Origin of the sequence: Streptomyces sp. WM6378, from assembly GCF_001279695.1 — a bacterium.
Lineage (GTDB): Bacteria > Actinomycetota > Actinomycetes > Streptomycetales > Streptomycetaceae > Streptomyces.
Window position 1 is genome coordinate 1 of the sequence record NZ_LGDD01000312.1, and the last position, 22,417, is coordinate 22,417.

The following is a 22,417-nucleotide window of genomic DNA, read 5'->3' on the forward strand; positions in this document are numbered from 1 at the left end:
GCCTTCGCCCAGGCGTACCACGACCTCAAACACCTCACCGGCCTGGAGCCGCAGGCCGTCGCACACGATCTGCACCCCGGCTACCTCTCCACCCAGTGGACCCGGTCCCAGCCCCTCCCCTGCGTCCCGGTCCAGCACCATCACGCCCACCTCGCCACCTGCGCCGCCGAACACGGACTGCGCACCCCGATGGCCCTGGGCTACCTGCACCGTGCCGAGTCACTGGGCTCGCCCCGCCCGTACCGGTGGCTGACCGACGACTTCGTCGAACGGCTCGATCCGGCCGAAGTGTCCACCGTCCGCACCATGGTGCGCCGCGGCATCAACACTCCGCGCGCCTCCAGCGCCGGCCGCCTCTTCGACGCCGCCGCGAGCCTGCTCGGCCTGGCCGACACCGTCAGCTACGAAGGCGAGGCGGCACAAGCGCTGGAATCCGCTGCCGGCGACGAGCACTCCAGGCCACTCGCTCTGCGCATCGTCCTGTCCGGCGGCATGTGGGTCTACGACACCTCACCGACCCTGACCGATCTCCTGGAGCGCCGTGCCACAGGTGATGGAACGGCTGCCCGGCTGGCCCCCACAGTTCCCCGACCTGTTCAGCTGGGTCGAGGCGGGCCTGCCAGGTGTCCCCGGGATCCACAACATCCGCATCGAGGAGTCCGTGGCGGAAGGGGCGTACACACTGCGCGCCGAACTCCCCGGCATCGCCCCCGATCACGAAGTCGAACTCACCGTGACCGAGGGCGTGTTGGCCATCCGCGCCGAACGGAAGACGGAGACGGCCGACAAGCATCACACCGAGTTCCGCTACGGAACCTTCGCCCGCTCGGTCCGGCTGCCGGCCGGAGCGCAGGGAGACGAGACAACCGCGGAATACAAGGACGGCGTCCTGACCATTACGGTCCCGCTGGCAGACCCCAAAACGAGCTCGCGGACCAGCACGGTACGACGCACCTGAGGGCGAATCCGTGACCCGCCTGTGAGCCCGGACCCGACAGAGCGCACAGGCCCCCGCCGACGTCCAGCCGTGCAGGTCAATCGCCCCCGTTCGGTTGGCCTGCACACGACGACGCCCACGCCGATGATCCCCCGCTGACGGCGGCTGGCCGCGCGACCCGGCGGGTTCCCTGCCCTCGCGTTTTTCCTGTCCAGGGAAAGGACACAGCCTCGGTCCGGCCACCTGTAGACGGGCGCATCAGCAGGGGCGGTGTCGCGATCGACTGGTCATGTCCTGACCCTCCGCACACCGTAGGCGGCAGCCCCGAGAGCGAGGACGGCTGCGCCGGAGATCACGGTGGTCACGGGCAGGGCGAAAGCGAGAGCCGCACAGCCCGCGAGACCGACGACGGGCACGAGTCGGGGCGGCCGTCCTTCGTCAGGGGCGAGCGTCCACGCCGCCACGTTGGCGATGGCGTAGTAGACCAGGACCCCGAAGGAGGAGAAGCCGATCGCGCCCCGTACATCAACAGACGCGGCCAGGACGGCGACCACCGCGCCGACGGCCAGTTCTGCACGGTGGGGTACCTGGAAGCGGGGGTGGATCACAGACAGGGCATGAGGGAGATGGAGGTCGCGGGCCATGGCGAAGGTGGTGCGCGAGACCCCGAGGATCAGTGCGAGAAGTGACCCGAGCGCCGCGAGGGCCGCACCTACACGTACGACGGGAACCAGGCCCGGCATGCCGACGGACCGCACCGCCTCGGCCAGGGGCGCGGCACTCTCAGCGAGACGACCTGGTCCCAGCACCGCGAGCACGCCCACAGCCACAGCGGCATACACGATGAGTGTGATGCCGAGCGCGAGAGGAATCGCACGGGAAATGGTGCGGGCGGGATCCCGGATTTCTTCCCCGAGCGTGGCGATCCGGGCGTATCCGGCGAAGGCGAAGAACAGCAGGCCGGCCGCCTGCAACGTTCCGCCGACGGTCACGTCCACGCCGACGCCCAGGCGCACGAAATCGGCGGAGTCGCTGGTCAGGCAGGCGGTCACCACGGCGGCGAGAACCGCGAGAACGACAGCGACGATGACACGAGTCAGCATCGCGGACTTCTGCACGCCGGTGTAGCTGAGGGCGGCCAGCGCCACCACGGCAGCGACCGCGACAGCGTGGGCCTGGCCCGGCCACACGTAGAAGCCGACGGTCAGCGCCATCGCGGCGCAGGACGCGGTCTTGCCGACCACGAACGCCCAGCCGGCGAGATATCCCCAGAAGTCACCCAGCCGCTCACGGCCATAAACGTAAGTCCCTCCGGATTCAGGATGGCGGGCGGCCAGCCGGGCCGATGAGGTCGCGTTGCAGTACGCCACCACCGCGGCCAGCGCCAGGGCGGGCAGGAGCCCGGTTCCGGCGGCACCGGCAGCCGGGCCGAACGCGGCGAAGATCCCGGCCCCGATCATCGAGCCCAGACCGATCACCACCGCGTCGGACAGCCCCAAGCGGCGCTTCAGCCCACCCGGACTCATCGAGGCTCCCATCGTGCTCATCGCTCGCCCCTCCACCACGCCCGCCGTCGATCTCGGCGCACGGTAACCGACGGAGGTGTCCGGTGAGAGTGCCTCCCACGCAAGTACGGCTACTGGCCACCCACCCCGAAATCGCCTTCGCCGCAGCCACCACCAGCCCGGCCAACATCGTCACCAGCACGTTCGTCGCTCGGCCAGTCCCTGCCCCCAGATCGCCTCCACGGCCGGATTGGGATGCGCTGCGACAAGGCCCTTGGCTTGCGGATGGAATGATGCACCGTCACCGTGGACCTGTCCGAGCGATCAGGTGAACAAGCCGCTTACGCCTTCAGCTACCCCTGACAGGCTGTCGGCCGGGGGTGGCCCTGTGGGCTGGCCGATCGCGCTCGTCAGTCCGGCTGCCCTGGAGGAATCAAGGAAGGAGCGGAGTCTGACACACGCGCTCCGGGGAGCAGCGCTGCCGTGGCGACAAACCGTGGTCAGTCCGCCGCCGAGGCCGGGTGCCGAGGCGCCTGGCAGGGGGAGCTGGCCGAGGGCGGGCAATCCGGCGTTCACTCCGGGGCCCCAGCGTGCTGGTTGCCGACGGTGCGCGGTCCGCTGGTCGTGCGCCAGGTCCGTCGGGGTTGGTTCGCCGCCTCAGCCGGCCTGTTCGTCGAAGGCCGAGCAGGCCGCTGCCAGGGCGGCAACCGCTACTGTGGAACGCTGCCGAAGGTCATGCGGTGCGCGCGGGCTGTGTCCGTGTATTCGCGGACCCGGTGGATCAACCCGTCCCGGAACTCGAAGACGAAACAGTAGTCGTTGATGTAGTGGTTGCCGTTGGCGAGCGTCGCCGTCACGGTCGCCTCCACGATCCCTCGCTCAGCGTCGGCGTGGGACTGGTGGAAGGTGACGTCGAGGTCACCGACGAACAGGCGGGGGAAGTCCTCGGCCCAAAAGCGCACGATCGCTTTCCTGCCCACCATGTGGTTGGTCACTTTGAGCGTGTGGTCGATCAACTTGAGCGCGACGACAGTGGCGTTCCCCGGAGGCGACAGCCACTCGGCGTCCTCGGCGAAGACCGCGGAGATCCGGTCGGGGTCATTGCTGGCGAGCGCCTGGAAGGCGACTTCGATGATGCTGAGGTTCATGAACCCACGGTCGCCGCTACCGCCTACCGGAGTCTTGGACAAATGTTCCGATCGGTCACCCCTAGCATGGGGCCATGCGATCCACCGCACACCAGCATGCGACCGCAGCCGGGTGGGACGTCGCGAGGCCGCCGGGGCCCGGCCCGACAGCCGGCGTCCGCATCGCCGGGTTCCGCAATCGGAGCGCGGGCCCGGTCGAGGGGCCGTTGTTCCCGCACCCCGCCGTCACGCTGGTGGTCGCGTTCGGCGAGGGCTCGCTCGTCGTGGCCGACGCCGGTGGCCGACGCCAGCGGGGAAGTTTCGTTGCCGGGCTGGTGACCGGCGCGGCGCGTATGCGGGGCGAGAAGGTCATGTGCCTGGAGGTGCGCCTTTCCCCGGTGGTCGCACGCGCCGTGCTGGGCGCCTGCCCATCGGAGCTGGACGGTGTCGTGGTCGCCCTCGATGACGTGTGGGGCCGGGACGCGGCACGGATCCGTGAGCAACTCGGTGACGCCACCTCGTGGCAGGAGCGTTTCGCACTGGCGCAGGCGTCGATCGCCCGCAGGGCGGAGACGGGACCGTCCGTGGACCCGGAGGTGGCCTGGGCCTGGGACCGGATCGCCATCAGCCACGGCCGGGTCCGGGTCGAGGAGTTGGCGGCCGAGGTCGGGTGGAGCCGCAAGCGCCTGTGGTCCCGGTTCGGGTCACAGATCGGCCTTCCCCCCAAGCGCGCCGCGAGACTGGTCCGCTTCGACCATGCCGTCCATCGCCTGGCCGCGGGCGAGGGCGTGGCCCGGGTCGCGGCGGAGGGAGGCTACGTCGACCAGTCCCACCTGCACCGGGAGGTTGTGGCGTTCACCGGAGTGACGCCGGCGACCGCGGCCGGGGGGCCATGGCTGGCCGTGGACGACCAGGCGTGGGCGGAGCACGGCGTCAGCGAGACGGACTGACACATCGCCCAGCGGACGCCCCCGCTCGACATAGGCGCAGAGACCGGGTCCCTTTGTGGAGCCAATAGACGTTCCTTCGCTGACTACCGTCCGTGAACTAGGAACTGGCCAGCCACGGTGAGCCCGCCGAACGCGACGAACGACACAGCGGCCGAGACCAGCATGATCCACCGCCACGACCGGCGGTCGGCGACCACCCCGGCAACCGGGCCGAGCACGGTCTCCACGGCGACCGCGACCGTGCCGAGCAGCCCCGCAGCCGCAGGACTCCCGCCGACCGTCAACACCAGGAGCACCAGGACGAGTTCCGCCGCGTGCGAGCTAGCCGGTCCGTGGCACCCGCCAGCCAGTACAGCCGGAAGTCGTGCCGCCGCATGACTGCCGCATCCGCTTTCGGCTCGCTCAACGGAACCCCCGTCCTCGGCACGGTCGCCGCACACCCCGTGCGGCAACGGCCCCGCTGGGCCACGAAGACGCCGCCCACGAGGCCTGGATGCGGGCGCTGGAGATCACCCACGAGCTGGGCCTGCCCGACACCGACCCGCTGCGCACCCGCATCCTCCACCTCCTCGGCCGACCGGGGAGTCCGGATCAGGGGAGGTCGTTGTTGAGCGTCAGATCCCTTCGTAGCTCGTGCTTGACGCAGGCCAGGGCAAAGGCGATGCCGCGCCGGTCGAGCCCCTGACGGGCACGCTCGACCGCTTGGCAGACGCTACGACAGGACCGGGACGGGACAGGGCCAGGGCCAGGGCGTTGAACGCCATCCGCATCCCACGCGTCTCAACTGGCAGGGAAAGCCGGTGAATCTAGTACTGACATACGCCAGGGGAATGTGTTCGTACTCATATCGCGGGGGGCATTGAGGTTGTGGAGCACTCTCTCGCGCCTTTCCTCCTCGCGGGTCTCCCCCTCCACCACACGTCCACGCTGTCGCCCCAGACCTCGGTGACCCCCCTTCTCTGCTCTCGTTCGTCTGCCGTTCAGAAGAGAGCGGCACGCCCCACCGAGGTGGCACCTCATGCTGCACGACACTCCAGCCCCCTGCCGATATCTGCGTACGTACCGCATCCATGGATGCACCGTGCTGGAATTCCACGGCGAGATCGACCTCGCCGCCGCCATCGAGATCACCCCACAACTCGATGTCGCTACTGCTCCTCCCGAGCCGTTGGTCGCCATCGACCTGACGCCCGTCACGTTCCTCGACTGCTCGGGCCTGAACCTGCTGTGCCGCGCTCACCGCCGCATCACCGCCCGATACGGGAACCTCCAGCTGGTCTGTTCCCACCCACCGGCCCTCCGCCTGCTCCGAGCGGCTCGGCTCACCGACACGTTCCGTCCCGTCTCCGCCCTCGACGAAGCCCTCGATCGGCTCCACCCGCAAGCGGGCGGGGCAGCGGCGCGCGGAACCGCGAGGTGTCAGCAGGCGGGGGACAACTCGGGATGAGCCGGCAGGCGTCTTGCTCCTGCCGCCACTTGCCCAACAGGGATTGACGGCGGTCCTGCCGAGTGATGCGGCAGCCTCTCCGGCGGAGCAATACCGCTCCCGCTGGCCGTCATGCAGGTCCTTGCCATCGACCTGGGCATCGGCGCTCTGCCCGCACTCGACTTGAGCCGGGAACCTGCCGAACCCGGCTCCGCGCAACGCCCCCGGCCCAGCACCCAGCGTGACGGGTTCTCCCGCGCTGTCAGCGTGGAGCGCTCCCCGTAGGCAGAGCCCAGCGGCGTGGTATCCGGGTTAAGGACCCGGCATGCCAAGACCGGTACAGACGAAAACCATTCACCGCCCAAACCTGTACCGGAAGACAGACCGCCTAAGGCCCCCTATCGCAAGTCCGAACAGCGCCCTACCCTCGTGTCGAGGGACGATTCGAGTGGCTGGCCAGACAGCCGACTCCGCCCCGATCCGGCCCCCAGACCCCGGGCATGAACAACCGCGCCGAGACTGGCTGGAGCCGCATCACCGACAACACGGCTCCAGCCCCCGTCCCTGCGGCATGGTTCAAGACGGGGCGATCCGCAGCCCCGTGTGCCGCATGGACATGCGTGGGGACACGACGGAGGGGAGCCTCGTATCCTCCACGCCCATGGCCGCCGCACCCTGCGGCGGCCATCCGGCCCCATACCGACCGGATGCCCCCAGCCTTGCAGTAACTGCCCCTGCCGTCCCCACGCTTGCAGTGATGCGTTGAATCCGGCTGACTCGCGCCGCCCGGGACAGCGCGTTTCGCGGTTGCGGGCGCTGATTTCCTTCTCGGTCCATCGAGCCGACGGCGACTTCGTCAAAACCCGGATGGGTGGGCTCAGCGAACCGTCCATCGGTGGATGGCTCGGGCGAGGTGGGGGCAGGGTAGGCCATGTACCACCAGCAGACGAAGAACTTGTTGGTGTCGTACTCGCCGAAGAAGCCGGGCTTCTTCTAGGGGTACGAGGAGGAAGGCGCCTGACGTGGGACCTTGGACCTGGCGCCCCTCGAACTGCCGGTGATGTGCAACGTGTTGGAGACGGGAAGGGTTCGCTGACCGAAGCTGGGAAGACGAATGCCGAGGCAGCGGGGCAGGCCGAAGTACCGGACGACGAGCTGGCGTTCGCGTTCGCCGGGGACAGGCGGGCTAAGAGGTCGCGCAGATAGGTCCCACGAGCCCACCCGCTGCCGCTCGGGGCAGGACGGCCGAGACCTATAGATTCGATCACATCCCGTTGGAGGACGGGCCCAGACCTACACGTGAGGGAATTCGCATGGCCGCCATCCATCGCAGCACCATGACGCCCACCAAAATGGAGCTTCTCACCGGCTGGCTACCGAAGCAGAGCTGGTACGTGGGCAACGCAGAAACGCCGGAACTGGTCAAGGCCGGTGGGTTCCGTTTGGACGATCCCGAGGGCGCGGTCGGGATCGAGTTCATGGTCGTGGTGGACGCCACCGCGCACGAGCCGGTGGCGTATCTGGTGCCGATGGGCTACCGCGATGCGGCGCTGGAGGGCGTCCCCGGAGAGGCGCTGATCGGCAGGTCTGAGCACGGGGTGCTCGGCACCCGGTGGATCTACGACGGCGTCCACGACCCGGTCGTGATGGCGCAGTTGCGCGCGCTCCTGCGCGGCGAGGCGATACCGCAGCACCAGAGCAAGAGCGACACCCCTGACCCGACGGTCACCGTGCACGGAACTGGCCCTGACGACGGGCTCGACGTTCAGGTCAACCGTGTCCTGCAGCCGACAAAGACCACGCAGAGGTCGTCGGTTCGCCTTGTCGCCGGGTGGACCTGGCCGGACGGAACGGCTGCGCGGGGCGTACTCGCGGCCATCGCACTGCGGTAAGAGATCGCGCGGAGACAGCAGGCGTGTGGTCATGGTCGGCGGTTCGGGCGTTCGTCCCGGCGGCGAGTTGTCCAGGACCGCCGGCTCTGGCTGCGCACGGTGATGATGGTGTCGGCGAGGTCGAAGAAGGCGTCAATGACGGTGACGTGACGCTCGTGGCAGCGGGCGAGACGGTGAAAGGCGTTCCGCCAGGCGTGGGTGCGTTCGACGTGCCAACACCGACGAACCAGAAAGGACGCCTTCGCCCCCTTGTGCGCAATATGTCCATGCAGGCCGCGTTCGCTGAGCAGAACGCAGGTCTTGTCCAAGTCGTAGCCGGCGTCCAGGTGCACGGTGACGTCGTCGGGCAACGGGCCGAGGTCGTCCAAGCGGTCCAGGTGGGGGCGAGCAGGGGGAATCGTGGCGGTTGGCACCGGCCGGGACACGCACCAAGGGAATGTCATATCCGTCCGTCATGCCCGAGCGTTTGAGTCCCTGTTTGCCACGGTCGACCGGTGAGCGTCCGGCGGGCCCTGGAGCTGGCGGCTCGCGAGTGACAACCCGGTGGGCGAAGTGCGGGTGCTGCGCTCGCTGGCACGGCCGGCCGTGCACGACGCGTCGACGGATACGGATACGGATCCGGACACGGTCTGCGGACGGGCCGTGCCCTCATGAACCAGGCGCTGGCCCTCGTCGAGGGTTCGCCGGAACCCGTACTGCGTTAGTTGCTGCGCGCGGCCGAGGAGGTGCGTGCGTGGCTGTGACGATGCGGCGCCCGGCATCCCGGGGTGCGTTTTTCGACTGCGGACCGTGCGTGGCTGGTCGCACAGTTCCCCGCGCCCCTGAACCTGCCGAATCGGGGCGCGGGGAACGGGATTTCCAAGAAGGGGCGCGGCACCGCGCGGGACTTCACAGGGGCGCGGTACCGCGTGACGTCTCCGTTAGAAGTTCTTCGCTCCCGCCCTGATCGCCTCGCGGATGCGGTGGTAGGTGCCGCAGCGGCAGATGTTGCGGATTTCGTCGAAGTCCGCGTCGCCGATCTCGTGACCGGCGGCGCGGGCCTGGCGGACCTTGGCCACGGCGGCCATGATCTGGCCGGGCTGGCAGTAGCCGCACTGGGCCACGTCGTACTCCAGCCAGGCCTCCTGCATCGGGTGCAGGTCCTTGCCGACCGTGGCGGGCAGGCCCTCGATGGTGGTGACCTCGTCCGTCGGGTGGATGTCCTTGACCGGCACGGAACAGGGGTTGAACGCCTTGCCGTTGATGTGGCTGGTGCAGGCCTGGCAGACGCCGAGACCGCAGCCGTACTTCGGTCCGGTCACGCCCAGGACGTCGCGCAGCACCCAGAGCAGCCGTACGTCGTCCTCGACGTCCACCGAGACCGGCTTTCCGTTGAGGATGAAGGTGTGCAGAGGCACGGATGCTCCTAGTAGGCGCGGCCGAGGCCGTCGGTGGGGGATGCGGGGATCGGGGGGACGGTCGGCAGCGGTTCGAAGCCGAGCGGGCCGTCGTGGTTGATGGGGAAGGTGGTCGGCATGGTGCCGGTGGCCCGGCCGTAGGCGCAGGCGACCGCCGCCATCGCGCCCGCGACGGCCAACTCACCCGCGCCGCCCGGCTTTTCGCCGGTCGGTGGCATCACGATGATGTCCAGCTCGGGCGGGGTGTTCCACTGTCGGGTGTAGAAGTAGTTGTCCCAGCTGCCTTCGAGGAAGTGGCCGTCCTTGAGGTGGAGGCCGGAGCTGAGCGTGACGGCGATGCCGTCCATGATCCCGCCCATCATCTGGGCTTCCAGACCGCGCGGGTTGACGGCCAGGCCCACGTCGACCGCGCACACGACCCGGGTGACACGCGGGCCGGTGTAGGCGTCGGGGATCTGCCTCCCCGTCGTCTCCGGGCGGCAGTCGATCTCGGCGAGGACCGCGACGAACCCGTGGTACTCGGGGTGGACGGCGATGCCCTGCGCGGTGCCCGCCGGCATCTCCCGGCCCCACTCGCCGACCTGCGCGACCTTGTCGAGCACGGCCCGCGCCCGGTCCTCCTTGAGGAACTGGCGGCGGAACAGGTACGCGTCCTTGCCCATCTTCGCCGCGAGCTGGTCGACGACGAGCTCCTGGGCGCACCGCACATTGGGCGAGTAGATGTTGCGCATGCTGCCGGTGTTGAAGCCCTTGTCCACCTCGCCGAGCAGCTGGGTGGTCGCGCCGAAGTGGTACGGACTCTGCTGGGTGAGCTCGAAGATCGTCTCGGAGAAGGCGAGATCGCCCACGGGCAGCTTCGCCGCCATCGAGGTGATGATCTCGCCGAGCCCGTGCCCGAAGTCGGTGGCCACGGAGGTGTGCCGCTGCTCGTACGAGAGGACCTCGCCCAGCGCGTACGTGGCCCGGACCCGGGAGGTGGACATCGGGTGGGTGCGGCCCTGGCGGAAGTCGTCCGTGCGATGCCACATCAGCTTGACGGGCTTGCTCATCGCCTGCGATATCCGGGCCGCCTCGATCGCCGCGTCGAAGAAGAGCTTGCGGCCGAACGAGCCGCCGCCCTCGGCGACATGGACCTTGACGGCGGACAGCGGCAGACCGAGGGCGAGCGCGATCCTCTCCTGGGCGACGATCGGGGTCTTCAGGGAGGCCCAGATCTCGGCGCGGTCGCTCCTGACGTCCGCGATCGCGCAGTTGGGCTCCAGGGCGCTGTTGCTGGCGAAGTGGAAGGTGAAGCGCGCGTCCACCGACTTGACCAGAGGGTCCAACGCCGGGATCACCAGCGGGAGTTCGGCGTTGCGCAGCTCCTTCAGGACGGTGGCGTCGGATGCCCCGTCCGCAGTGCCGGGGCCCCAGGACACGCGCAGCGCCCGCACGGCGTCGATGCACTGACCGAAGGTCCGCCCGCGCACGGCGACGCCGGTGGGGACGGTGACGACATGGGTGATGCCGGGCATCGCGAGGACGTCGGCCCGGTTGTCGACCGACCGTACCGTTCCGTTGATCGTCGGCGGGCGGCACACCATCGTCGGCAGCGCGTCCGCGACCTGCACGTCCATCGCGAACCGTTTGCGGCCGGTGACGGCGGCGAGCGCGTCGATCCGGCCGCGCGGGGTGCCGATGACACCGAACTGCGCGGGCTTCTTCAGCGTGACCGCGAGCTGGAGGGTGGTCCGGCTCGCGGCCTTCGCCGCCAGCTCGCCGTAGGTCGCCGCTTTCCCCCGCGGTGAAGTGACCACGCCCGCACGGGTGGTGAGCGTCGAGGCGGCCTCGCCGAACTCCGCGGCCGCGGCCTCCAGGAGCCTGGCCCGGGCAGTCGCCGCGGCCACCCGGATCGGGGTGAAGGTGGAGATCGTGGTGTTCGACGCGCCGGTCATCTGGTTGAACAGGAGTTCCGGCCGTGCGTCCGCCAGCGAGACCTTCACCTTGTCCAGCGGCAGGTCCAGTTCCTCCGCGATCAGCATCGCGGAGGAGGTGGTGATGCCCTGGCCCACCTCCGCGCGCGGCAGGACGAAGGAGGCGGTGCCGTCCGCCTCGACCTGGATCGTGATCAGGTTTGCGGTCGGCAGCGCGGCGTCCGTGAGCATGTCGTTGAGGTCGTAGATCTCGGACGGTCCGGGGAGCGACGGAACCGCCGCCTGTGCCCGTGCGGGCGCGACGGCCGACTCACCGATCTGCGCGGCCACCGTCAACGTCGAGGCCGCGAGCACATATCCCAGAAACCGCCGCCGCCCCACTTCATGGACGGTGACCTCGTCCGCACGCTCCGGCCGATCCGACGCTGCCATCAACTGCCCTTTCGTCCAACTGCGCATCCGCGCCGCGTCAGCGTCACATATTTCTCACCAGTAACACCAGACGGGAAACAGGACGTCAGCAGAACGTGGATGAGCCGGACAGGGATCGGCCGGACACGGCCCCAGGTGCCTGGGGCCCGTTGGTGAGAACTCCCCCGTTCGACACCGGGGTCGACACCCTCCGCAGCCAGATCGGGACGTGGCTGCGCCGCAGCTCGCGACGCCTGTGACAGCGGCTCCCCGCGGTGCGAACCCCTGCCGTACAGAGAAGGGCCCTGCCCCGGCGGTATGTCGACGAGGCAGAGCCCTTTCTGCTTTGGAACCGGGGAGCTTGCGGCTGCGATCTCGCTACGGCGATGCTGCGCCTGCGGTCCGTCGGCTACCGGGAGCGGCCAGAGAGCGTCGGGAGGCCTCTTCACGAAGGGGCCTCCCGCCCTGTTCTCAGCGCGTTCCTCGCATAGGGCCGAACCATGATGGATCGTCCATGGCGCCTTCGTCCTCATGCCACTGCGGAGGCGCCGAAACGACGAAGCTCCTCAGGTCTCCACCCAGCACGAACAGCCGCCCGGGCTTGACTTCCACTGCGTAGTCGAGGCTGACCTGAGCACCGCGGGCTGGGAAGCCACCTCGCAGGGGGGCTCACTTCTGGCTGCCTTGAGGACGGTGGACGTCCCCACGGCCGACCGAGGCACATGCCGAACTGCGTACGGGACATCCGAGGAGGTCACCGAACACATGCTGTGCGCGGGGCTGACCCAGGGCGGCAAGGACTTCTGCGCGGGTGACGAGGGTGGCACGGCCCGTCACTCACAACCTGCTCGGCCTGCCCGTCCCGCGGGCCCTGCCCTCATGGCACCGAGGCTGCGCACAAGCCGGCTACCCCGGGGTCTACACCCGCATCGGCGGCTACGTTCCCTGGATCACCACCCACCTCGCGGGCTGGCCATCCCCTCCCCGTAGGCCAGGACATTCAACCAGCCCCGGGCCGGGTGGAGTTGGAGCCATCGACTGAACCTCAAGACGCTTCGACGAACATCAAGTCACGTGTTGACGCTGGGAGTTCCGCGCCCGCCATCTGAGGCCGGAGGGGTGCTTCTTTGGTTGAGGACGTCCCGGGTCTTTCAGGCGTGGGCGTGGTGGTGGGCCAGAGGCGCATGAGGGTCCGCCTCGCCGTAGCCGATGTCCGGATCGGCGCGCACGAGAGCGGCCGTCAGCCGGGGCACGGCATGCGGGAGGGCATGCTCGGCGTCGACAGCGACCTGGTGGGCGTCGCGGACGCTGAGGTCTCCGGCCACCACGATGGCGACCTCTGCCCGCAGTTGGTGGCCGATCCGGGCATCCGCGGTTCGCCCACCTCCTCAACACCGTCGACCTCGCGCGGCGCGGATTCGGCGGTGTCGATCAGAGCGGGGTCGACGGCGTCCATCAGACGGCGGAACACCTCCCGCACGGGGCGCCGCGCAGGACAGCGAGGATCGCGAGGGTGATGAGCAGACCGACGATCGGGTCGGCCGACGGCCGGCCAAGTGCGGCCCCGCCGGCGCCGAGCAGGACGGCGAGCCAGCAGCCGGTCGATCGCGGTCCAGGTCGTCAGGGCGGAGGAGGCGGCGATGGCGAGAACGATGAAGATGCCAGCCAGGTCCTCAGCGCGGCTGGAACCGTAGCCCTCGGGCGCGGCAGGCTCCCTTGGCGGCTGACGGAGGGTCTGGGGGTTCAGCCGAGGGTGACGACCATCTTGCCGAGGGCCTCTCCGGCCTCCATGGCCTGGTGGGCTTCGACGATCTCGTCGAACCGGAAGACCCGGGTGGGACGGGCCCGGAGGGCACCGGCGCTGACCTTGGCGTAGATGTGTCGACTCCACGACCACGAGCCCGCATAGCCCCCGCCCCGGAGAGGGCAGCCGCCGGAGAGCACGGCTGCCCGTCGCCGAAGTGCCGAGGCGTCAGTTTACGTCTTCACAGGCGCCCTGGCGGGAGGTGGAGGTGAAGGACGTGGCGCAGTAGTACCCGGGCGTCACGTTGTAGTCGAAGTTCCAGACAACGCTGTACCAGCCGCCGCCCTGGTTGAAGTTACCCGTCTGAGCGATCACACCCGAGGGGCCGTTGATCTGCATGTTCACCGTGCCGGCGCTGGGGAAGTGCGTCGAATTCTCGATGTAGTAGACGAACGTCCCGCTACCGTTGATGTTGATGCAGACCTCGAAACTGCCACCCGCGCAGCCGGACGAGGAGAAGGGCCGGACCCCCGCAGCGGAGTCCCGGTAGATGTCGACCGTACCCTGCGCCGTCTTGACCTCCTTGACCAGCACCGAACCCGCAGGAGCAGCCACGGAGTGAGTCGGCGTCATGCTGCTGACGCTCGCCGCGTCGGCAGCCGCGGCCCCGGTCGCACCGACCGTCGCCCCCAGAGCCATGGCGACCGTCGTCGCCTTCACTGCGGTCGACGCCCACCTCTTCGACATGAACTTGTTCGTCATCTGATCCCCGTTTCCTTTCGTCGCGCGGGAACGGCTGGATACCGCACGATGACGCTACGGACACGGGTCCTTCGGTCGTCCTGGATTCGTCCTAGTGCGAGGTCAGCCGGGGGGGGAGAGAGCCGGCGCTGATCGTGAAGTGCCGGGGGCCAACATGAGGTTCGGCGTGCTGGGGCCGTTACCCGGCAAACCAAATAATTCCGCAACCGGGTGGGCGGTCGGGGAAGCGCGGCGGTGGGGTGGATGGGCCGGTCGACGACACGTGTTCGATCAGTCCTTCGCCTCCTCGTTACTGATCCGGGCTGCCTCTCGGACACGGCTCTCGATCCGCTGGCTGTACTCGCGCAGCGCCTGCGTGTGCCCTTCGACATACCGAGTGTCGTAGGCGGACTGTACTGCCAGGGAGATTCCGACCATGTTGGTGGACAGTTTGCATGCGACATCCGCCGACGCCTGCTTCAGCTCATCAGCCGAGTGCTGGACAGAGATCACGCCGTTCCGCTCGGACGTTTTCGGTATCAACTGGGGGTTGTCCAGCGCGTCCTGCGGATTGGAGTAGGTGAATCCCTTGCTCTTCATGCACGCACTCCACGCCGCGGTGACTTTGAGGATGCGAGGGTCGTCGGTCGGGATCTGCGGGCCATGGTCCGGCAGGGCTTTCGGGTCCGGCATCGGGAGTGCGCCCCCCGTTCCGCGCACACTCTGCCCCTTGCAGCCTCCAACCGGAAGGGACTTACCGGCAAAGGTGGAAACGGGATTTCCGGCGGAGTCCATCCCGTGCTCCACTGTCATCGTGTCCATCGACGGTGGCACAGCGCCGGATGGGGCGGGTGCGGGTTGGGACGGAATCCTGTCGTAACCACTCGTGCCGGCTTGTGCCGGATCGAAGAATCCGTACAGAGGTGCGTGTGTCCTGTCATAGCGAATCGATTTCGCGTCGAAGCCGAAGAGTTCGGTTGCCACTCCTCGCAGCCCGAATTCTTTCATGCATTTTTCGTTGAGTATGTTCGCCGCGGACTGAATTGTGGTCACTTGTTGGGGTGTGACGAGATATCGATCGACAGGGCGCACGATCTGGTCCACCGACGTGATAGTGGCCACCGGACCGATCGGCGGCGGTGTTTGGCTGCCGACACCCGGAGCTCCTTTGGCGGATTCCGTCCCACAGCCCACCAGAGATACCGATAACACCAAAGCCGGCATGATCGCTTTTCGCTTCATTTTTTGAGGCCCGTCCTGGAGACGCTCAAGGGCTGTGGGCGCCAGGATGCGACAGCAACAGTCGATCCTGGCGCCCACACCACGGAGTTACTAGGACCAGATGTTGACGGAGTACGTCAGCGAGTTACGGTCGATGTAGGCCGTGGTCATATGCGGGTTGAAGCGCGCACCCTCGTCGCGGTAGTCACTGGTGTAGTAGTTGGTGTAGCCGGTGTTCACTCCCGAGCCCACCGCGGAGGTGCCGGGCAGGTGGACGCCGAGTGTGGTGGATCCGCTGCCCGTTGACCCGTAACAGGCAACCGCCTGGGGGTGGTTCGGGTCGCCCTTGTACACGGTCACGCCGCGGCCGTCGGCCGCACCGCAGTCGATCGGCTTGACGTCGGCGCTGGCCGGAGCCGCCAGGGCCAGGCCACCGACGAGGACACCGCTGGCGATGACCGCGGTTGCGAGCGTGCGAGTCTTACTGAATCGAGGCATGTCGTCCGTCCTTCAAGTCCATGGATGAAGCCGTACCACCGATGTGAAGTGGTGCGGCTGAGCGAGTGGAGCTACACGTCGCGTGGACCTCGCCGGTCATCCGGCGGCGTCCAAGGCTGCGCGCGGGGCAGCCTGCGGTGGGGCAGGGGCGTTGTTCTCGCCCATTTCGCTGATGAAGCGTCAGGCGTTGACCGGGCGCCATCCTGATATGCCCAGTCACCGGCACTCTCGAAGTGTCTGGTCCGGACAACTCCGCAGGCATTCATCTGTCCGGCAGCCGGCAGGCAGTCGAATCCACCCCACCGGACCACCGTTCGCACTCGGCCCTACGCCGCTCCTGCGGAGTTGTCATCCCCGTTGTCATCCCCCGCCGACGACGGACCCTTTCCGCTTTCAGACTCCTTCCTTGACGTTTGAGGGTGACTCACCACGCAGAGCCAAGGACTGGCAAAAGCTCTCCGTCGGTTGGTCACTTCGTCCGCGATTGAGTCTGCAGATGTCGGCACTCGCATGACAATGTTCCCGGTCAGGTCCGGACGGATCCGGTTGCCCGGCTGGGCAGCAGGGCTCACAGGGGGAAGCCGCAAAGATGGAGCAACAGTTACGCCCAAGTCCGGGAGAGACGGCGGAGAGCGTCGCCGACTACATTCGCGAGCTGCGGGCGCTGAAGGTGCGGGCGGGCCAGCCGTCCCTGCAGGAACTGCAGCGGCGCAGTGGCGTCGCGCGCAGCACGTTGTCGGACGCGCTCAGTCCGCGTCGCCGTGAGCTCCCGCGCCTGGAGGTGTGTCTCGCCCTGGTCCGTGCGTGCGGTGTGATGCCGGAGGAAGAGACCCGATGGCGGGCACGGTGGCAACACATCGCTCAGGCCCGCGATGCGGTGCGGTCGGTGCCATCGGCAACCGCACCGGGCCGCACCATCCAAGCAGCGGATGTGCCACGGCAACTGCCTTCCGGCATACGTCATTTCACCGGCCGAATGCGTGAACTCAAGCTTCTCGACGAGCTGTTGGCAGACCGTCAGACAAGGTGTGGTGCCGTCGTCATCTCGGCGATCGCCGGTACCGCCGGAGTGGGCAAGACCTCATTGGCCCTGCACTTCGCGCACCGAGTGGCCCACCGCTTCCCCGACGGCCAGCTCTTCGCCAACCTGCGCGGCTTCGACCCCGCGGCCGACCCGGTCGACGCAGCAAGCGTTGCGCGCGGTTTCCTGGACGCGCTCGGCGTGCCGGCTCACCGCATTCCGGCCGACCCGGAGGGACAACTCGCGGTCTACCGCAGCCGACTGGCCGACACTCGCACGCTGATCGTTCTGGACAACGCCCGCGAGGTGGAGCAGGTCCGCCCGCTGCTGCCGGGTTCGGACCGCTGCCTGGTACTCGTCACCAGCAGGAACCGGCTCTCCGGCCTGATCGCCCTGGACGGCGCGGTTCCGCTGCCACTCGACGTGCTCTCCCGCGAGGAGGCGCACGAGCTGCTCTGCCGTCGGCTTGGCCGCGAGTCCGTTCTCGGCCACGCGGACGCCGCCTACGAACTGATCGAACTGTGCGCCCGGCTGCCGCTCGCCTTGAACATCGCGGCCGCACGCGCTGCCGCCCACCCCGACACCCCGCTGAGGATCTGGGCCGACGAACTGCGCGACACCCGCGCCCGGCTGGACCTGCTCGCGGTCGGCGACGGCTACGCCGATGTCCGGGCCGTACTCTCCTGGTCCTACCGCGCCCTGACTCCGGAAGGCGCCCGGCTGTTCCGGCTGCTCGGCCTGCACCCTGGGCCGGATCTCAGCGCCGCCGCCGCGGCGAGCCTGGCCGGTCTGCCACTGTCACCGACCCGGAGCCTGCTGGACGAACTCCACCGCGCCCACCTGGTCATCACGCAGGGAGGTGAGCGGTACAGCCTCCACGATCTGCTGCGCGCGTACGCGGTCGAGCTGGTCGACGCGTACGACTCCACCGATGCGCGGACGGAGTCGGCGCGCCGGATGTACGACCACTATCTCCACTCCTCGCACCGAGCCGGTTCCCTCGCCTACGCGGACGAAGCCTCGTGGCCCCCGCTGGACCTCGGGGAACGGGCCCCCGGCGTGACGCCCCTGGATCTGACGGACCGTCAACAGTCCCTGGTGTGGTACCGGGACGAGCAGACGGTGCTCGCCCAGACAGCCGCCCGGGCTCTGCAGGACGGGTTCGCCGATCACGCCTGGCAGCTCGCCGGGACGCAGGTGTCGTACTTGCTCAAGTCGGGGCGGTGGCAGCAGTGGCAGCAGGTCAGCGAGATCGCGCTGGCCGCCGCCGAGCGCACCGGGGATCTCGGTCGGCAGGCCCATGCCCACCGCTGGCTCGGCCAGGTACACCGCTCCCAGGGCCGCCAGCCCGAAGCCCACGTCCGACTGCGTCGCGCCTTCGACCTCTTCGCCCAGGTCGGCGACCGTACGCGTCAGGGCAGGACCCAGATCGACATCGCCATCACCTACGGTGAGGAACGCGCCTACGCCAAGGCCATCACCGAGGCACGCTCGGCGCTGGGGCTGTTCGAGGCTGTCGACGACCCCACCGGACAAGCCACCGCGCTCAACAGCATCGGCTGGTACCTGGCCCTGCGCGGTGAACCCCGCGAAGCGCTCCCGTACTGCCTCCGGGCGCTGGAACTGTCCCGCACCTGCAAAAACCTGCCTGCCCAGTCGTCCACCCTGGACAGCATCGGCTTCATCCATCATGAACTGGGCGAGTACCAGGATGCGCTCCCCGCCTACCAAGAGTCCCTGCGGCTGCGTCAGTCGATCGGCGACTACTTCCTCCAAGCCGAGATCCACACCCACATCGGCGACACCCAACTCGCGCTCGGCGACACCCAGGCGGCCCGCCGCTCGTGGACGGCGAGCCTCGCCATTCTCGACGACCTCCAACACCGCGACGCCGAAGCGGTCCGCACCCGTCTGAACACATGGAGCGACAGCCGCCAGTGAGAACCACTGCCTCGCAGCCCAGCTCGAACAAGCCCGTCCCTGGGCCGACCGCCGCGCGGACCGACCCACCGCGCCGACGTGGCGCGATCCGGCCGCCGGGGCCAGCCTGGAGGAGGGACACTCCCCGTAGCCCAGCGAACGGAGACGGCCATGACGGCGACGACGCGGGATGACACACCGGTCGTGATCGAAGGCGGAGGCGTCGAGTTCCGTACGCAAGCGATCGGAGAAGACCTGTCCGTGGCCTTCGTCCGGTTTCCGCAGGGCGCCGATATGAGACCGGCCCTGACCGGTCTGCCCGACGGCCTCTGCGCCTGCCCTCACTGGGGCTACATGCTCAAAGGGCGGCTGAAGATGGTGACGAAGGACGGGGAGGACATCTACGAAGCGGGCCAGGCCTTCTACTGGCCGCCCGGGCACGCCCCCGTGGCACTTGAGGACTGCGAATACGTGGACTTCTCACCCACCGAAGCCCTCACCACCGTCATCGACCACATCAAGGCACAGGGCTGACCCGACCCGCTCATGCTCCACACCAGCCCCGTATGGTCCAGGCCCGCGCACGCAGTTGGAAGGTCGGTCGGCACCCCGTCACGGCCTGCTGGCACGGCGCGTAGGGAGCGGTCTGGGGGTACATCCCGCACCGCTCCGCCCTAGGTATGGGAAGCCGAATCGTCTGGCCCCGGCCTTTGCGACCCGCTGCCCGAAGGGGGTGTGAGGCCCGTAACGGGAGCGGGGCCCACCAGAAAGAGGGCTGTCGCATGAGACTCCCGTCGCGGTCGCCCATGGCGAAGGTGAAGGAGCCCTGGATCATGCCGTCGACGCCCCAGGCGGTTCGGCCGTTGGGCAGGGGCATGGAGCAGATACAGGCGCCGTAGTGGGCTCCGTCGATCCAGACGTGCGGCGGTACCGGAGTGGTGGTGAACATCTCGTGTTGTTGGCGGGGCGGCAGTAGTTCGCCGTGGAGGAGGGCGGTGAGGAAGCGGTCGAGGTCGTCGCAGGTGGAGACGATCCCGCCTGCGCCCCAGGCGACCGAGTTGTGCCCGGCGTTCTGTTCGGTCACATCGTGCACGGGGGCGGCGAGGTCGCTGTCGGCAGCGTTCTTGGAATAGTGCCGGGGGTGGGTGCCCTGGATCTCCGTCTCGTCGCCGGGCATGTAGGTGCCGGCCAGCTGGAGCGGGCGGGTGACCTGCGCTGTCAACAGCTCGGCGAACGGCAGCCCGCCCGCCTGCTCGGCGATCATCGCGGCGAGGACGTAGTTGGTGTTGCTGTAGGCCCAGCCCTCGCCTGGCGGGAACAGGGCCGGGTGACCAACCGCGATCCGCACCAGCTCCCGCGGTGTGAGCCGGTCGAAGCGGCCGGTGAGGAAGGTGGGGTTGAAGAAGCGTTCCATCCTGGCGGGGTCCATGCCGTAGGGGAAGACGCCGCTGGTCTGGCGGATCAGGTGCCGGACGGTGACACCGCCGCCGTCGTGCCCGTTGCCGTGCAGCAGGCCCGGTCACCGTCACGGGTCCGAGCAACCATGCCGGGCACGCCCTCGCGGACAGCGTGCTCGATCACCTCGCGGACCTGTGGGGCGAGGGGCCATGTGCTCGTCGGCATCGGTGGGGAAGTGTGAAGTACCCATACGACTCCTCCAATCGGACGCTGGGATCCTGGTTTGACCAGCAAGAAGCTACGTCGCGTTTGGGCAGCCGACAATGGAACCGTTCCGCGCGGGAAGCCGGGCAACCCCTATGCCATGACGCCTTGTTGAGGCATCTAGCCGGTCACGTGCATGATCGGGGCGCAGCGATCGTTTACCACCAAGAGCCTTCCGCCCTTACGAGGACGGGCCGGGCTCGCTGCGGCGCGGGAGCCTCACTCACACCAACTCCACAGTCCCGCACGCCCCCTCTCGTCCTCCCGGTCAGCCAACGGACCAGGCCCCCCTCACATCGCGGAGCCCCGCCAGATGGAGGCGAGCCAGTGGGGGTTCTGCATCGCCTGTGCTGTCCCACAGCCCCTATGCGCGGGGTTATGGCATGACACTCCGCGACTGACTGTGCACGGCCGATGACTCCTGATCGATCGGGTCCTGGCCGGTCGCCCCGTCGCCCACGTTGCCGACGAAATGGTCATCAACGACCGGCAAGATGTCCTCCGGGACGACCGGCTACAGTGCGCGCGACGGCGACCTGGTCGATTTGAGGAGGGGAAGCGTGACCGATACCAGCGAAACCCGATCCGCCGACAGTGCAGAGCACGCGACTCAGCCGAGCCGGCTGCGCCGCCTGATGCGCTACCTCCCCCTGATCGCCCCCGTCCTGCTGTGGACCGTGCCCTGCTGGGTGCTGCTGCACGGCGGTCAGCACTGGCCGCTCCCCGTGGCGCTGGGCGGCACGACCCTGTCCCTCCTCTGTCTGATCGCCATGCCGCTCGCGATGATGCGCGGCCACGGCCGACGCCAGCAGGACTGGGCGGCGATCGTCGGGGACACCCTCCTTGGAGCCGGCTGGGTGCTGTTCACCTGGTCCGTCCTGCTCGGCGTCCTGCTGCGGCTCGCCCTGACCGTGGCCGGCGTCGGCGACGGCCAGAACCGGGCCCGGATCGTCACGTGGGCGGTCCTCGGCACAGCCGCCGTGCTGCTCGCCTGGGGGTACTCCGAGGCCCGCCGGGTACCCCGAGTGCGCCGGCTCGACGTACAACTCCCGCGCCTGGGAGCCGGGTTGGACGGCACGCGCGTCGTCCTCATCACCGACACCCACTACGGCCCGCTCGACCGCGCCCGCTGGTCGGAGCGGGTCTGCGAAACGGTCAACACGCTGGAGGCCGACCTGGTCTGCCACACCGGCGACATCGCGGACGGTACGGCCGAACGCCGCCGCGCCCAGGCCGCCCCGCTCGCCACCGTGCAGGCCACCCGGGCCCGGGTCTACGTCACCGGAAACCACGAGTACTACGGCGAGGCCCAGGGCTGGGTCGACCTGATGGACGAGCTGGGCTGGGAGCCGCTGCGCAACCGTCATCTGCTGCTCGAACGCGGCGGCGACACCCTCGTGGTCGCCGGCGTGGACGACGTCACCGCCGAGTCCTCCGGCCTACCCGGCCACCGCGCCCACCTCCCCGCAGCCCTGCACGGCGCCGACGCCGACCTGCCCGTGCTGCTCCTGGCCCACCAGCCCAAGTTCGTCGACCGGGCCGCAGCGAGCGGCATCGACCTCCAACTCTCCGGCCACACCCACGGCGGCCAGATCTGGCCCTTCCACCACCTCGTCCGCATCGACCAACCCACCCTCGCCGGCCTCACCCGCCACGGCACCCACACCCTCCTCTACACCAGCCGCGGCACCGGCTTCTGGGGCCCGCCCTTCCGCATCTTCGCCCCCAGCGAGATCACCCTGCTCACACTCCGCTCCCCACAGCAGCCCCCCACGCCATAGCGCCGGGCGTGTCGGCTGTTCCGCATGGAGCGGTTCCTCTGGGTCCGCCGCACCTACGGCCTGTCCGATGGGCCATGTGAAACCCCCGGCGGCTCATCGTTCCGCCTGGCGGGCCGGTCGGCCTGAGGGCGGGCACGTAGGCGACGTGGCTACGTGAGCACGTCTCCGTAGCGCCTTCCAGCCAAGATCGTTGAATGGGCGGCGATTTTCGGGCAATTGCGGTCCACCGACGGTCCGTTGCACTGTCTCCTCGCCTCCCGGGAAGTGATGC

General features: G+C 68.8%; 20 protein-coding genes and 3 pseudogenes. 11 read left to right on the forward strand and 12 right to left on the reverse strand.

Going from position 1 to position 22,417, the window contains the following annotated elements; translation table 11 throughout:
- Positions 1 to 42 precede the first annotated feature (42 nt).
- Both ADK54_RS48920 and ADK54_RS30795 read left to right on the forward strand, forming a co-directional pair.
- Positions 43 to 498, forward strand: a pseudogene (locus ADK54_RS48920) (carbamoyltransferase HypF); the annotation flags it as partial.
- 43 nt (positions 499 to 541) lie between these two features.
- Positions 542 to 958, forward strand: coding sequence for an Hsp20/alpha crystallin family protein (locus ADK54_RS30795; RefSeq protein ID WP_107090659.1), 417 nt, complete (start codon positions 542 to 544; stop codon positions 956 to 958).
- A 266-nt stretch (positions 959 to 1,224) separates the two neighbouring features.
- Here the strand turns inward: ADK54_RS30795 and ADK54_RS30800 are convergent, their stop codons facing one another.
- Positions 1,225 to 2,484: an APC family permease gene (locus ADK54_RS30800; protein WP_053729041.1), complete on the reverse strand. Its 1,260-nt coding sequence runs from the start codon at positions 2,482 to 2,484 to the stop codon at positions 1,225 to 1,227.
- Between the two features lie 668 nt (positions 2,485 to 3,152).
- Positions 3,153 to 3,590, reverse strand: coding sequence for a nuclear transport factor 2 family protein (locus tag ADK54_RS30805; protein ID WP_053729042.1), 438 nt, complete (start codon positions 3,588 to 3,590; stop codon positions 3,153 to 3,155).
- Between the two features lie 74 nt (positions 3,591 to 3,664).
- Between ADK54_RS30805 and ADK54_RS30810 the strand changes: the two genes are divergently transcribed.
- Positions 3,665 to 4,519, forward strand: a complete 855-nt coding sequence (locus ADK54_RS30810) for a helix-turn-helix domain-containing protein (RefSeq protein ID WP_053729043.1) — start codon at positions 3,665 to 3,667, stop codon at positions 4,517 to 4,519.
- Between the two features lie 83 nt (positions 4,520 to 4,602).
- Here ADK54_RS30810 and ADK54_RS30815 read toward each other — a convergent pair whose 3' ends face one another.
- On the reverse strand, positions 4,603 to 4,815 hold the full coding sequence (locus tag ADK54_RS30815) for a hypothetical protein (RefSeq protein ID WP_053729044.1): 213 nt from the start codon (positions 4,813 to 4,815) through the stop codon (positions 4,603 to 4,605).
- A 722-nt stretch (positions 4,816 to 5,537) separates the two neighbouring features.
- Here ADK54_RS30815 and ADK54_RS30825 point away from each other — a divergent pair.
- The 3 genes from ADK54_RS30825 (at position 5,538) to ADK54_RS30830 (ending at position 7,837) form a co-directional block, all read left to right on the forward strand.
- Positions 5,538 to 5,966, forward strand: a complete 429-nt coding sequence (locus ADK54_RS30825; RefSeq protein WP_078966760.1) for an STAS domain-containing protein — start codon at positions 5,538 to 5,540, stop codon at positions 5,964 to 5,966.
- A 102-nt stretch (positions 5,967 to 6,068) separates the two neighbouring features.
- On the forward strand, positions 6,069 to 6,230 hold the full coding sequence (locus ADK54_RS48610) for a hypothetical protein (protein WP_324610206.1): 162 nt from the start codon (positions 6,069 to 6,071) through the stop codon (positions 6,228 to 6,230).
- Between the two features lie 1,028 nt (positions 6,231 to 7,258).
- Positions 7,259 to 7,837 carry a maltokinase N-terminal cap-like domain-containing protein gene (locus ADK54_RS30830; RefSeq protein ID WP_053729046.1) on the forward strand — a complete coding sequence of 193 codons (579 nt, stop codon included), beginning with the start codon at positions 7,259 to 7,261 and terminating at the stop codon, positions 7,835 to 7,837.
- A gap of 29 nt (positions 7,838 to 7,866) precedes the next feature.
- Here the strand turns inward: ADK54_RS30830 and ADK54_RS30835 are convergent.
- The 3 genes and pseudogenes from ADK54_RS30835 to ADK54_RS30845 form a co-directional block, all read right to left on the reverse strand.
- Positions 7,867 to 8,347, reverse strand: a pseudogene (locus ADK54_RS30835) (IS5/IS1182 family transposase); the annotation flags it as partial.
- A 410-nt stretch (positions 8,348 to 8,757) separates the two neighbouring features.
- Positions 8,758 to 9,234 (reverse strand): (2Fe-2S)-binding protein, encoded by a 477-nt coding sequence (locus ADK54_RS30840; protein WP_053729047.1) that lies wholly within the window; start codon positions 9,232 to 9,234, stop codon positions 8,758 to 8,760.
- A gap of 8 nt (positions 9,235 to 9,242) precedes the next feature.
- Entirely contained in the window at positions 9,243 to 11,579 is a 2,337-nt protein-coding gene (locus tag ADK54_RS30845; protein ID WP_053729048.1) for a molybdopterin cofactor-binding domain-containing protein, read from the reverse strand.
- Positions 11,580 to 12,089: 510 nt separating this feature from the next.
- Between ADK54_RS30845 and ADK54_RS48925 the strand changes: the two genes are divergently transcribed.
- A complete protein-coding gene (locus tag ADK54_RS48925; protein ID WP_078966761.1) occupies positions 12,090 to 12,548 on the forward strand; it encodes a trypsin-like serine protease in 459 nt (152 codons plus the stop codon).
- Positions 12,549 to 12,709: 161 nt separating this feature from the next.
- Here the strand turns inward: ADK54_RS48925 and ADK54_RS43980 are convergent.
- The 3 genes and pseudogenes from ADK54_RS43980 to ADK54_RS30855 form a co-directional block, all read right to left on the reverse strand.
- Positions 12,710 to 13,251, reverse strand: a pseudogene (locus tag ADK54_RS43980) (cation transporter dimerization domain-containing protein); the annotation flags it as partial.
- A gap of 50 nt (positions 13,252 to 13,301) precedes the next feature.
- Positions 13,302 to 13,502: a zinc-binding dehydrogenase gene (locus ADK54_RS30850; protein ID WP_053729049.1), complete on the reverse strand. Its 201-nt coding sequence runs from the start codon at positions 13,500 to 13,502 to the stop codon at positions 13,302 to 13,304.
- A gap of 28 nt (positions 13,503 to 13,530) precedes the next feature.
- Entirely contained in the window at positions 13,531 to 13,935 is a 405-nt protein-coding gene (locus tag ADK54_RS30855) for a hypothetical protein (RefSeq protein WP_159047947.1), read from the reverse strand.
- Between ADK54_RS30855 and ADK54_RS48380 the strand changes: the two genes are divergently transcribed.
- Complete coding sequence (locus ADK54_RS48380; protein WP_267887053.1) at positions 13,934 to 14,068, forward strand: hypothetical protein; 135 nt, start codon at positions 13,934 to 13,936, stop codon at positions 14,066 to 14,068. The genes ADK54_RS30855 and ADK54_RS48380 overlap by 2 nt on opposite strands.
- A gap of 266 nt (positions 14,069 to 14,334) precedes the next feature.
- Here ADK54_RS48380 and ADK54_RS46365 read toward each other — a convergent pair whose 3' ends face one another.
- Together ADK54_RS46365 and ADK54_RS30865 are read right to left on the reverse strand one after the other, a co-directional pair.
- Positions 14,335 to 15,147 carry a hypothetical protein gene (locus ADK54_RS46365; RefSeq protein WP_159047948.1) on the reverse strand — a complete coding sequence of 271 codons (813 nt, stop codon included), beginning with the start codon at positions 15,145 to 15,147 and terminating at the stop codon, positions 14,335 to 14,337.
- A 228-nt stretch (positions 15,148 to 15,375) separates the two neighbouring features.
- On the reverse strand, positions 15,376 to 15,762 hold the full coding sequence (locus ADK54_RS30865) for a hypothetical protein (RefSeq protein WP_053729052.1): 387 nt from the start codon (positions 15,760 to 15,762) through the stop codon (positions 15,376 to 15,378).
- 976 nt (positions 15,763 to 16,738) lie between these two features.
- Here ADK54_RS30865 and ADK54_RS30870 point away from each other — a divergent pair.
- Both ADK54_RS30870 and ADK54_RS30875 read left to right on the forward strand, forming a co-directional pair.
- A complete protein-coding gene (locus tag ADK54_RS30870) occupies positions 16,739 to 18,724 on the forward strand; it encodes an ATP-binding protein (RefSeq protein WP_053729053.1) in 1,986 nt (661 codons plus the stop codon).
- 150 nt (positions 18,725 to 18,874) lie between these two features.
- Positions 18,875 to 19,237: a hypothetical protein gene (locus tag ADK54_RS30875; protein WP_053729054.1), complete on the forward strand. Its 363-nt coding sequence runs from the start codon at positions 18,875 to 18,877 to the stop codon at positions 19,235 to 19,237.
- Positions 19,238 to 19,247: 10 nt separating this feature from the next.
- On the opposite strand, the gene ADK54_RS30880 is transcribed toward ADK54_RS30875, so the two are convergent.
- Positions 19,248 to 20,216 (reverse strand): serine hydrolase domain-containing protein, encoded by a 969-nt coding sequence (locus ADK54_RS30880; RefSeq protein ID WP_078966763.1) that lies wholly within the window; start codon positions 20,214 to 20,216, stop codon positions 19,248 to 19,250.
- A gap of 709 nt (positions 20,217 to 20,925) precedes the next feature.
- Here ADK54_RS30880 and ADK54_RS30885 point away from each other — a divergent pair.
- Positions 20,926 to 22,146: a metallophosphoesterase gene (locus tag ADK54_RS30885; protein ID WP_053729056.1), complete on the forward strand. Its 1,221-nt coding sequence runs from the start codon at positions 20,926 to 20,928 to the stop codon at positions 22,144 to 22,146.
- Positions 22,147 to 22,417 lie beyond the last annotated feature (271 nt).